The following is a 12,768-nucleotide window of genomic DNA, read 5'->3' as shown; positions in this document are numbered from 1 at the left end:
AAAATGACCTTTGTGTCAGGCTGAGCGGAGTCGAAGCCCTTTTTTGTCAATTTCATCAATTCGACCTTAGTTTGTCATTCTGAGGAACGAAGAATCTCCGCGGCAATTATCCGTAACGATTGTCAATCTTTGTAGAGCTACTTGCGGAGATTCTTCGTTCCTCAGAATGACAAAGCTGTTAACATAATTGTAGACAAAGAGCAAAACCTGAAACCTGAAACAAAATAAACCTGAAACTTCTTTTAAAATTTAGTTTCTAAAATCAAACCATAAATTCATCTTAATTCCATCATCGCCATTTTTTATTCTAATATTGGTAGGCTGACTTTCAGGGCCTTGATGTTCCAAAGGTTTAAAATCCCGCATCGCCGGAATCTCATACATAAAAGAGATGTCACCTTCAGGAAATGCAGGCTGTGGATTACTTCCGGGAAAGCCATTTTTAGGCAAATCTGGTGTAAATAATCGTAAAAATAAATTATCAGATTCACTAAATACTTTAAACGATGATACTCCGGCTTTTAAATTAGCTCCCAACAAATTAGCGTGATATCCTTTAAATTCCGGATAGATAAGATTCTCGAAACTTTCGCCGGTTATGGTAGTATTATAATCTTTCTCCCAAATACCGTAAGTAGTTCCTTTGATTCTGTTTTTCCAGACATGGTAAGGACCTCTTCCAAACCATTTAATTCCGGTAACTTCTTTTTCAGGGAAACTGAAAGTAATTCCGAAAGCGCTGATTTTATCTTCAAAAAAAGCACCGTCAAAACCATCACCACCGGAAGCATTTTTCAAGGCAATTAATTCCATTTTAAACCTTCCGTCCGGTTCCATGATCCATTTTATGGAAGATAAACCACCTGAATAAGTTACGTTACAAACCGCTTTATCGCCTTCCTGTGCCACCTGAATATCTTTTAATTTGGCTTTCATTCCAATTGGACGAGGACCATTTGTTAACGGAATTGTCGTGGTTCCGTTTTTAATAGATGAGATTTCACCCGATGTTGCATCTAAAGTTACTGTGATGTTGCTTCCCTTTAAAGTAATTTCATTGCCTGTTTTAGTTCCTGCAGCTTTTGCTTTTGTATTTTGAATTGCTAAAAACTTAGCAGCATAATACTTAGCTTTATGAATTGGCCAGGTCCAGGTATAAATTTCTTTATTAAACTGATCATAAGCCGAAATTGACAAAATATCTCCTTCCACAAAATTGTTTGGAACAGCAAATTGAATCTTGTGCGTTTCACCCGGATCAATACCCGGAATCTCAATTTTACCCGAAGCTATTTCTTTTGAAGTTCCATTCGTGTAAAGCACATCATTATCTGATTTTAGTACTTTAAATTCCATTTTGCAGGAATTCAGATTGCTGAAAAGATAATCATTGGTAATTAGGAAAGAACCATCAAAATCTTCAGTAACTTGTTTTGGCTTAAACTGAATTGGTGCCCAAACTTCTTTTACAGTATAATAACTTCCTTCTCTTTCGCGATGTGGCCCTAAAATACCATCTGCCGCCAAAGATCCTTTCGAATCAAATTTTACATCTCCGGTCCAATCAGAACGTTTTACGGCTTCGTCTAACATGGCCCACATAAAGCCTCCGGCAAAAAGCGGACTTTGTTTATAGCGGGTCCAAAAATCTTCCAGAGCCGCTCCGTGCCCGTTGTCATACGTTCCGTGCATAAATTCGGTTGGGAAAAATACATTTTCACCGGCATTAAAACGATGCATTCCTGTTAAGTAAGTAGGGTAGTGATGTGTGTCCCAGCCATTAAAATCAGCCCAGGGATGAATTACAATTCTTTTTTGCGGATCATTATCGGCAAAAACCTTATCAACGTTGTAATTCCAGCCGCCTTCATTGCCATTATCCCAAATAATTACAGAAGGATGATTGACATCCCGCGTCACCATTTCAGTTACCAATTTAGTTCCTGTTTCGGTATCATAAGAGTTTTGCCATCCGGCTAATTCATTCAAAACAAAAAGACCCAAAGAATCACAAACTTCTAAAAAGTGCGGGTCCGGTGGGTAATGTCCACGAACGGCATTCATATTCATGTCTTTCAATAACTTTACATCCAATTCGCTGATTCTCTTGCTGGTACTTCGACCACCTTCCGGCCAGAACGAGTGACGGTTGATACCTTTCATGACAATTTTGGTACCGTTTACATAAATTCCGTCTTGTTTTTTAAATTCCAAAGTTCTGAAGCCAATTCGCTTATCATACTTATGAAGTATGCTTCCGTTTTGTTTTAAAACTAATTCCAAGTCATATAAGTTGGGAGTCTCGGGATTCCAGGGTTTGATATTTTTCCATTGTGCCGAAATCGATTCTTTTGTGCTTTTTGCTTTGACCGGAAAAGAAAAAGTCTGGAAATTTTCTCCATTTAAACCTTTAAGTGAAGCTTCTAAAATCGTATTCTTAGGAATATTTTTAAGATTCAGATCAACGGTAATTGAACCATCCATCTTAGGATTTACAGCAATATTCTGAATATGAGTTTTTGGGGAAACCTCCAGCCAAACCGGACGATAAATTCCGCCAAACAGCCACCAGTCAGCTCTTCTTTCTGCCGCATTTACTGATTTATTGGCCGAATGTTTCCAGACGTGAACTTCTAAAGTATTTTTAGAACCAAACTTCAACAGTGAGGAAATGTCATATTTAAATTCATAAAATCCTCCCTGATGAATCGCTCCGGCCAATTTTCCGTTGACTTTTACCTCAGTATCCGTCATTGCTCCGCCAAAAGCAATCAGCACGTCTTTATCTTTATAATTAGCAGGAATATCAAATTCATATTTGTATAAACCCTCTTCCTTGCTTGGTTCTTTTTGATTCAGTTCTTTGTACCAGCGACCATAGGTATATTCGCCAAAACCTTCTAATTCCCATTGCGACGGAACATTTATTTTAGACCATTTTTGGCTGTTATTTCCTCCGGTACAGTAAAAATCCCATTGCAAGGGATGTTCAAAATCTTTACCCGAAAGATAGACTTTATCGGTTTGCTGTGCTGAACTATTTTGATAAGAAAATAATGCAGCGGCAGCAATAGCAAAGGTTTGAATTGTATTTTTTAGTAGCATAAATTTGGTTATTTCTGTAATGGTTAGTTGCCATCAGGTTTAGTAATTTCGAAACGATCACTCATCGGAAGTGTCCAGTTCGAAATGTAATTTGGTTTTTTTGGATTGTAATTTGGAGCTTCTTTTTGAATTTGTTTTTTTAACGGAATGTCAAGTTCACGAATTCCTTTAAGAATACAAAGTGCAATTTCATTAGCCCCAAAACTATTAAAATGAGTGTTATCTTCCAAAGCTTTTACCTGCCCGGGAAAAGTATTGGCGGGATATTGCACAAAAGCTTTTCTTGAAGGTTCATCACCCCAGGTTTCGTATAATTCGGTTGTCATTTTGGTAACGTCAATTAGTACAACATTATTTTTTTGTGCCACAGTACGCATGGCAGCAGGAAAATCACCGTGTGTTTCTTTTAAAGTACCATTTTCATTAAAGGAACGACGTTGCGTAGGGGTTACCAAAACAGGAATTGCTTCTTTATCTTTAGCAGATTGAACAAATTCAGCCAGTAAGGTAGAGTAGGAACCCCAGGCACCATTTCCTTCGCCTTTTATTTTTTCGTCATTATGACCAAATTCCACAAACAGATAATCTCCTTTTTTAATTAGTGAAAGTATCTTTTTTAAACGATTTCCTCCTTTGAAAGAACTTAGTGCTGAACCGGAAACCGCATAATTGGCTACGACAACACTATCATCAAAATAGTTTGTGATAAATTGCCCCCAGGAAGCCCAGGGCTCTACATCCTGATCTGTAACTGTAGAATCTCCGGCTAAATAAACGACCGTTAAATTATCTTTTGAAGTAATTTTTATGCTTTGAACAGCAACTTCTCCTAAAAATTCCAGAGTGAGTTTATCATCCCAATCAAAAATATCTTTTTCGCGGTCTTTAAGTGAAACATTCAGATTGTCATTAATTTTTGGAGTTCTGACATTAACGTTGAAAACTTTTGTAACAGGTTTTCCTTTTTTGATGGAAAACTGATTGAGCATCAATCTTCTTGATTCTGCTTTTATCGTAACATTCGAGTTTTTTTCAGAACTTCCCATAACGACTTCAACCTGATAATTCCCTTCAGGAAGTTTTACTGAAAAATAAGCTGGTTTTTCGATAGAAAATGAATCAGAATTGATTTTTACATTGGAAGCCGAATTAAAATCAAAACCATAACCTGTAACAGAATTATACATTAAAGGATTATTTATTAGGGTAGCTTTTTTATTTTTTAAAGTAGTACCAAAGTAAAATAATTGACTTTTGACCTTATTTTTGATAGTATCCTGATAGCTTATTTTTATTGGAGAATTGTAATAAATCAAATTGGAATCAGGATGCATACCAAAGAAAATTCCAGGCAAGGCTGTACAAAATATAACCCATAATAAAGTGCTGATTCTTACCAATATTTGAGATTTTAAATTATTGTTAAATCAAATATAACTACTCCTTTTTTATATAGTATCCTGTACTATGATGTTAAAATATTGGAAATAAATAAATTGTTATATTATGAAAAATCAGGTAGGTACAGGATGCTATACCATAAAAAAACAAAGAAATTGCATACATATTATTAAAATAAACAAGAATTTGATTCATTATATATCAGCTTGTTTAAACCAATGTTTATAATGTAGATTTTCAATGAAATTTATGAATTCCAAAAAACAAATCATTCAAGTTTTTATTGGCCTGTTTCTCTTATGTCCCGTCCTGATTTTCGGACAGGAAAAACAAGTTACGCGCAAAATGCATTATATGCCGGAAGGAGATAGTTTTGTTCTGAAAAATGGCACTCGAAAATTCAACAGAGCTTTGTATGGTTCAAATACAGGATTTAGGGTTGAGACCGGTGATTTGCCTGAATTCGCAATGTATATGCCCGGGATGGGAGGAAATCTGAAGTTTGGTTTAATAAACGGAAAACACAGCAAATGGATTACCGAAGCCTCAAAAATTGATGCACGTTATGTATTGGGAACAATGCATTATACTATTGAAGACCCAATTTTAGGAAAAGGAAAGCTGTTTATTGTTGTTGTGGCTTTAAAAGAAAAAGAAGGTTTTATTGTAAAAGTTTCCGGTGAAAATGTTTCTAAAGAAGTAAATTTAATTTGGGCTTATGGTGGAGCAACCGGCAAAAAGTTCAGTCGTGATGGCGATATTGGTGCCGATCCGGAATCGGTATTTTATTTACATTCTAATTATTGTATCAACAATAAATATACTTTAAAAAAGCAATCTTTTTTATTGGAATATGGCTCTGAAAGCAACAAACAAAAAACGGGTAATAATAAAAATTTGGTTGGTTATTTTCCAAAATCCGATACACATTTAGCTAATGCTGACCATCAAAACACACCTTTGGAATTGTATAATTCCAATACGGAATCTTTACCAGTAATTACAGGAAAAAACACTTCCATTTCAAAAACAGAATTATACTGGCTGTTTGCTGCCGAAGATTTAAAATCAGATGTTTCGCAAAAAGGCATAGCACAATTGTATGATAAATCAGTTCAGGAAACGCATTTGTTAGCCAATAGAGTTAAAGTGTTAACTCCGGATCCCTATATTAATACTTTAGGATCAGCACTTTCTATTGCTGCCGATGGTATCTGGGAGAGCCCTGCGTACCTGCATGGTGCTATTGCCTGGAGAATGTACCTGAATGCCTGGCGCGGTGCTTATGTTGCGGATCCTTTGGGATGGCATGACAGGGCAAAAACACATTTTACGAGTTATAGTAAGTCTCAGGTTACAACACCTTTAGATGGTCCTGTTGTGTTTGATACGGTTCGGAATTTAGCACGTCAGAAAGAAGAAATGGGAACTTCGATGTTTAGCAGTGGTTATATTAGCCGAAATCCGAACAAGAATACAGTTACGCATCATTATGATATGAATCTGGTTTTTATAGATCAGATGCTGAGACACTTTAAATGGACAGGTGATACCGCTTTTATAAAAGAAATGTGGCCCACTATCCAAAGACATTTAAACTGGGAAAAAAGAAATTTTGATCCCGACAATGACGGACTTTACGATGCTTACGCTTCAATCTGGGCAAGCGATGCTTTACAATACAGTGGAGGAGGCGTGATACATTCTTCGGCTTATAACTATTATGCGAATAAAACGGTTGCTGAAATTGCAAAAAAAATACAGGAAGATGAAAATCCGTTTTCCAAGGAAGCCGACAAAATTCTGAAAGCTTCAAATGATCAACTCTGGATTCCGAAAAAAGGAATTTTTGCAGAATATAAAGATGCACTGGGGAATAAACTGTTGCATAGTGTTCCCGGAATTTGGAGCATTTATCACACAATCGATTCAGAATTATCGAATCCGTTCGAGAGTTATCAAATGTTAAGTTATGTCGATAATCAAATTCCGCATATTCCGATTTCGGCAGAAGGGCTCGATAAAACGAATCTTTATACGATAAGCACAACCAATTGGCAGCCCTATACATGGTCGATTAATAATGTAGCTTTGGCAGAGCAATTGCATACTTCGTTAGCATTTTGGCAAGGTGGACAAGCAGATAAAGCCTATACAATGTGGGAAAGTGCCTTGATAGAAAGCATGTATTTAGGAGCTTCTCCGGGAGGTTTTGAACAGCTTTTGTATCAGGATGCCATAAGAGGTGAGTTGTACCGTGATTTTGCAGACCCGATTGGAATGGCAGCACGAACATTGGTTGAAGGTCTTTTTGGAATTCAGCCTGATGCCTTGGCTGGAGTTTTGACGATTAAGCCCGGTTTTCCTGCAAAATGGGGTTATGCAGCTTTAGATATTCCGGATATTTCAATTGATTTTAAAAGAGAAAATAAAACAGATTCTTATCATATTGAAAATCGTTTTGCAACAAAAATGAATCTTAAATTGGTTGTAAATGCACCTAATGATGGTATAGAAAGTATTACGGTTAATGGTAAAACAGTAGAATGGAAAGCAATTTCGGAAAGTATTGGTAAACCAAGAGTCAACATCGATGCACCACACAGTAGTGTTTATGATATTAAAATCAACTGGAAAGGAGGTACTTTGGAAGAAAAATTAGTTACAAAAAATTATACCTCTGAAGAGACTTTGAATCTAATCACTTTTAAATCTGAAATAGTTAGTGTTTATGACCCGCAATCTATTTTGGGTATTGTTTCAAAAACAGAAAAAACGTTTCATGCAAAAGTAAATGGAGAAGGAAATAAAATGTTTTTTCTCAAATTAAAACAAGGTAATTTTTCATGGTGGAATCCAATAGAAATTACTTTTAAACCAAAACTTAAATTGCAGGTTAAACATTTAAATACAGATGCTTTAGAAGTGGATATTAAAAATAATTCTTTAGGTAAAATAGAAGGAGCATTGGTTTTTGATACTTCTGAAAAAAAACAGCAAAAAATAAATTTAGATATATACGAAGAAAAGACGATTCAGGTTCCACTTGTGGATTTGGTTCCCGGAACGAATAGATTTAATTTCAAAACGGATTCGGAAGTAATACAAGAGTTAGAATTAACCAATTGGGATATTCCTTTTAACGCTTTAAATAAAACAGAAACAGTTTCGCTTTCTTCTTTCTTTAATTCGAAAGTAACGGATGTTTTTAATAATCAATATTTATCTCCCAGACCACAAACGGTAACTTTACAGCTTCCTACAAATGGAATTGGAAATTGGTGTTATCCAAATATATCTGTAAAAATTGATGATTCAGGATTGCGTCAAAAGGCTAAATCAAACGGAGAGATTTCAACTCCATATGGTTTTTCGTTTAAAACACCTTCTGATGAAAATCAGAAAAATATAATTTTTACATCGATGTGGGATAATTTTCCAAAAAGCGTCAGTATTCCGTTAAACGGAAAAGCTTCACACATTTATTTCATGGTTGCCGGAACTACAAATCCTATGCAAAGCCGAATCGTAAATGGTGAAATTCAGGTTAATTATACAGACGGCACGTCAGAGATTCTACAGTTGAAAAACCCTGAAAACTGGTGGCCAATCGAGCAGGATTATTTTGTGGATGGATTGGCGTTTACGACTGATGCACCAAAACCTCCAAGAGTATATTTGAAAACGGGAGAGATCTCGAGAACATTTAAGAATTTTACGAGTATAAAGGGTTTTTCAAATTTTGGTATTGATGGCGGAGCTGCAACGATTCTGGATTTGCCATTAAATAAAAATAAAACATTAAAAAGTATGACTATCAAAACCATTGCCAATGATGTAGTTATTGGTTTGATGAGTGTTACGCTAATTAGATAATGTGGCAATTAGAAAATTAATCAATTTCTTAAACTGGAAACAGAAACAAAAACTGAAACTATCAAAAAATAAAACTAAATATCAGATGAAAAAATATCAATTAATTATTGCATTTGTGTTTTCGATGTCGCTGTCGGCACAACAAAAAATAGACAGGAAAGCATTAGTAACAAGGCATAACGTTCAAATTACATCAATAGATACTTTAGCTTCTTTGACAGTTGGAAATGGTTCTTTTGCTTTTACAGTTGATGCTACGGGATTGCAAACTTTTCCTAAGTTTTATGAAAATGGAATTCCGTTGGGAACACAGTCCGAATGGGGTTGGGACAGTTATAAAAATACAGAGCATTATAAATTTTCTGAAACCTTAAAAGATTATCAGCAATATGGTAGAAATGTTTCCTATACGGTACAAATAAAAGAACCTAAAAGAAAAGTGGATGCGGTAAACTGGTTCAGGCAAAATCCGCATTTATTACAGTTAGGAAATTTAGGTTTTGAGATCACTAAAAAAGACAGAAGTCTGGTGAAACCTCAGGATATTAAATCTATTTCGCAAAAATTGAATTTATGGACAGGAGAAATAGAAAGTTATTTTGAAGTTGAAGGAACTCCGGTAACCGTTTTTACGGCTTCTCATCAGAAAAAAGATGCCATTGGAGTAAAAGTAAAATCGGATTTATTGCTGCAAAAGCGATTAAAAATAAGTTTAAGAATTCCGTTTCCTACCGGAGATTGGGCAGATATGGGGACCAAATGGGAGGGCACACAGGATTACAAGAGTACTTTGACAGAAAAGTCAAAAAACGAAGCTGTTGTAACGCATGTGATGGATAGTATTTCATATAATATCAGTTTGAACTGGAAAGGAAATGCAAAAGCTAAAAAAGCAGCTGACCATTATTTTGTAATTGAATCATCAGATACCAACACATTAGAATTAAGTTGCCTTTTTGCTTTGAAAGAAAAAAAACCGACAGCGAATTCTTCTTTTTCAGATATAGAGAACAGCAGTATAAAAGGCTGGGAAGAATTCTGGAAAAGCGGTGCAGCAGTTGATTTTTCCGGAAGTACCGATCCTCGTGCAAAAGAATTGGAACGAAGAGTTATCCTTTCGCAATATCTTACCAAAGTACAATGTACAGGAAAAGTTCCTCCGCAGGAAACAGGTTTAACGTACAATAGCTGGTACGGAAAACCACACTTAGAAATGCATTGGTGGCACGGTGTTCATTTTGCGCTTTGGAACAGGCCTGAATTACTGGAAAATAGTCTTCCGTGGTATCAGAAAGTTTTTGAGAAAGCAAAAGGCATTGCTAAAAGACAAGGCTTTGAAGGCGCAAGATGGCAGAAAATGACTGATCCGGATGGGAATGAAAGCCCATCTTCTATAGGTTCATTCCTGATTTGGCAGCAACCGCACTTTATTACTTATGCCGAGCTGATGTATCGTGCAAAACCAACATCGACTACTTTAAATTTATATAGTGAGCGCGTTTTTGAAACAGCAAATTTCATGGCTTCATTTGCTAATTATGATGCTAAAAATGATCGTTATGTTCTTGGACCGGGAGTAATTCCGGCGCAGGAACGTTTTAAGGCAATTGAAACTTTTAATCCAACTTATGAATTGGCATATTGGAACTGGGCTTTGAAAACCGCTATTGCCTGGAAGAAAAAATTAAACCAGAAAGTGCCTGAAAAATGGGAGACGGTTTTAGCAAAATTATCGCCATTACCAATTGCAAATCAGGTTTATCTAGCCACAGAAAGTGCTACTGACTCTTACACAAATCCTGAGTTTAAAACAGATCATCCTTCTGTTTTAGGAACTTTCGGAATGCTTCCTGAAACTTCTCTTTTGAATAAAAAAATCATGAAGAATACGTTTGATCTGGTTTGGGATACCTGGTCATGGGATAAAACCTGGGGATGGGATTTTCCAATGACAGCCATGTCTGCAGCTCGCCTGCAAATGCCGGAAAAAGCAATTGATGCGTTGTTTATGAATGTAAAAACAAATACCTATTTAAAAAACGGACACAATTATCAGGCAGAAAGACTGACGTTATATCTTCCCGGAAACGGAGGATTATTAACAGCTGTCGCCATGATGTGCGCAGGCTGGGATGGGTCAACAGAACAAAATCCTGGCTTCCCTAAAGACGGATCGTGGAAAGTACAGAGCGAAGGATTTAAAAAGATGTTTTAATTTTTTAGTTTCACGCAGATTTTGCAGATTTAAACAGATTTTTTTTAATCTCGCAAAGTCGCAGAATCGCAAAGTTTTGATTTCAGATTTTTTTCTTAGCGACTTTGCGAGATTAATAATTTTTCATAATAAACCCTAATCTGCTAAAATCAGTCTAAAATCTGCGTGAACCTATTATTCATAATCCAAATAAAACTATATGAACAATAATAAAATTGTTTTTCTGCTAATGCTTTTTGTGTGTTCGATTGTATCTGCTCAAAGGCAAATGGAAAACTTAGACAGAGGTATTATCACAATAAAAGATAAAGGTCAGTTTTTTATTGGATGGCGTGTTTTAGGAACCGATGCTGATGATTTGGCTTTTAATTTATATCGAAAAAGCGGTGCTAAAAAAGCAATCAAAATCAATGATAAACCCATAACAGGAGCCACTAATTTTCTGGATTCTAAGGCGAGTATTCATGAAGATAACACATGGTTTGTAAAAACCGTTTTTAAAGGAAAAGAATCAGATACCAAGGGAAATTTTACAATTCCTGCAGAAAGCCCGGATAAAGATTATTTGTCGATTGCAATAAGACCGATCGAAGGTTATATTCCGAATGATCTTTCGACAGGCGATTTAGATGGAGATGGAAGGTATGATTTGATTGTTCACATGACCGGAAAAGGGCATGATAATTCACATACCGGGATTACTGATCCTCCTATATTTCAGGCATATACTTTAGACGGAAAATTTTTATGGCAAATTAATTTAGGAAAGAATATTCGCGAAGGCGCACATTATACCCAATTTATGGTGTATGATCTGGATGGTGACGGAATTGCTGAATTGGTTTGTAAAACCGCTGACGGTACAACAGATAGTCAGAATAATGTTGTTGGAGATGCAACAAAAGACTGGGTTGACAGAGATCCAAATTCACCTGTTTTTGGAAAAATTTTGAAAGGTCCTGAATATCTGTCTGTTTTTGATGGAAGAACTGGAAAATTGATTACCACAACAGATTATATTCCTGAGCGTGGTGATCTTGCAGGCTGGGGCGGAAGAGGAGGAAGCGGAGGAAATGATACGAAAGGAAACAGGATTGATCGTTTTACAGCTTGTATTGCGTATTTGGACGGTGTTCATCCAAGTGTGATAATGTGTCGTGGATATTATGGAAGAACTGTTTTGGCCGCCTGGGATTTTAAAAATAACAAACTGACTTCAAGATGGGTTTTTGACAGTAAAGATGCTGAAAATCCATATTCCGGAATGGGAAATCATGGACTTTCTGTTGCTGACGTGGATAATGACGGAAAAGATGAAATCATTTACGGATCGATGTGTGTAGATGATAACGGAAAAGGATTATATACGACAGGATTCAGACACGGTGATGCCTTACATGTTTCTGATCTTGATTTGGATGTCCCGGGTTTGGAAGCCTTCGGAATACATGAAATTGAAAACGGGACAACAGGCCCGGGAGTAACTTTGTTTTCTGCAGCTGACGGAAAAGTGTTATTTACCGATTCGCCAAACGAAGATGTTGGTCGTGGTGTGGCGGATAATATAGATCCAACCAGAAAAGGAGCTCAATGTTGGTGGTCAGGATCTCCTTTTTTATATGATATTAAAGGAAATAAAATAGGGGACGCTCCAAAATCAACTAATTTTTTAATTTATTGGGATGGTGATACTTCAAGAGAAATTCTGAATTCAAATTATATTGACAAATATGGCAAAGGGAGATTGTTTACCGCAACCGGGGTAGTATCGAATAATGGCACCAAATCGACTCCTGCACTTTCTGCAGATATTTTGGGGGATTGGAGGGAAGAATTGATTTTAAGATCTGAAGACAATAAAGAATTAAGGATTTATTCGACTGTCATTCCTACTGAAATAAGACAATATACCTTGATGCACGATCCGCAATATCGTTTGAGTATCGCCTGGCAGAATGTAGGTTACAATCAGCCACCGCATACCGGTTTTTATTTTGGAACAGGTATGCAGCCTGCTCCCAAGCCTGATATTGTTTTAGTTCCTTTGAAGGAGTAAAAAAGTGTCAAAAAGAAAGTTTTGAATTGCTTCCTGCTTTAGCTGGAGGTAAACTGAATCGAAGGATAAATTGGCTTTAGCCGAAAAAAAACAGTTTCATTTGGCTAAAGCCCTT

Annotated in this window: 5 protein-coding genes; 3 read left to right on the top strand and 2 right to left on the bottom strand. The window is 36.3% G+C overall.

Features of this window, described 5'->3' with window-relative positions; genetic code table 11:
• Positions 1–249: 249 nt before the first annotated feature.
• Both PMI10_RS14520 and PMI10_RS14515 read right to left on the bottom strand, forming a co-directional pair.
• A complete protein-coding gene (locus PMI10_RS14520; protein ID WP_007809273.1) occupies positions 250–3,105 on the bottom strand; it encodes a glycoside hydrolase family 2 protein in 2,856 nt (951 codons plus the stop codon).
• A 23-nt stretch (positions 3,106–3,128) separates the two neighbouring features.
• On the bottom strand, positions 3,129–4,505 hold the full coding sequence (locus PMI10_RS14515; protein ID WP_007809270.1) for a GDSL-type esterase/lipase family protein: 1,377 nt from the start codon (positions 4,503–4,505) through the stop codon (positions 3,129–3,131).
• 250 nt (positions 4,506–4,755) lie between these two features.
• Between PMI10_RS14515 and PMI10_RS14510 the strand changes: the two genes are divergently transcribed.
• The 3 genes from PMI10_RS14510 (at position 4,756) to PMI10_RS14500 (ending at position 12,653) form a co-directional block, all read left to right on the top strand.
• Positions 4,756–8,382 carry a DUF4450 domain-containing protein gene (locus PMI10_RS14510; protein ID WP_157489853.1) on the top strand — a complete coding sequence of 1,209 codons (3,627 nt, stop codon included), beginning with the start codon at positions 4,756–4,758 and terminating at the stop codon, positions 8,380–8,382.
• A gap of 85 nt (positions 8,383–8,467) precedes the next feature.
• The gene (locus PMI10_RS14505; protein ID WP_007809265.1) at positions 8,468–10,597 is read left to right on the top strand and encodes a hypothetical protein; all 2,130 of its coding nucleotides are present in this window, start codon (positions 8,468–8,470) and stop codon (positions 10,595–10,597) included.
• 199 nt (positions 10,598–10,796) lie between these two features.
• Complete coding sequence (locus PMI10_RS14500; RefSeq protein ID WP_007809263.1) at positions 10,797–12,653, top strand: rhamnogalacturonan lyase; 1,857 nt, start codon at positions 10,797–10,799, stop codon at positions 12,651–12,653.
• Positions 12,654–12,768: the final 115 nt, after the last annotated feature.

It is taken from the genome of Flavobacterium sp. CF136, from assembly GCF_000282055.1.
Classification (GTDB): Bacteria; Bacteroidota; Bacteroidia; order Flavobacteriales; family Flavobacteriaceae; genus Flavobacterium.
Note: the sequence above shows the minus strand (reverse complement) of the source record. Positions and strands in the feature narration are given on the sequence as shown.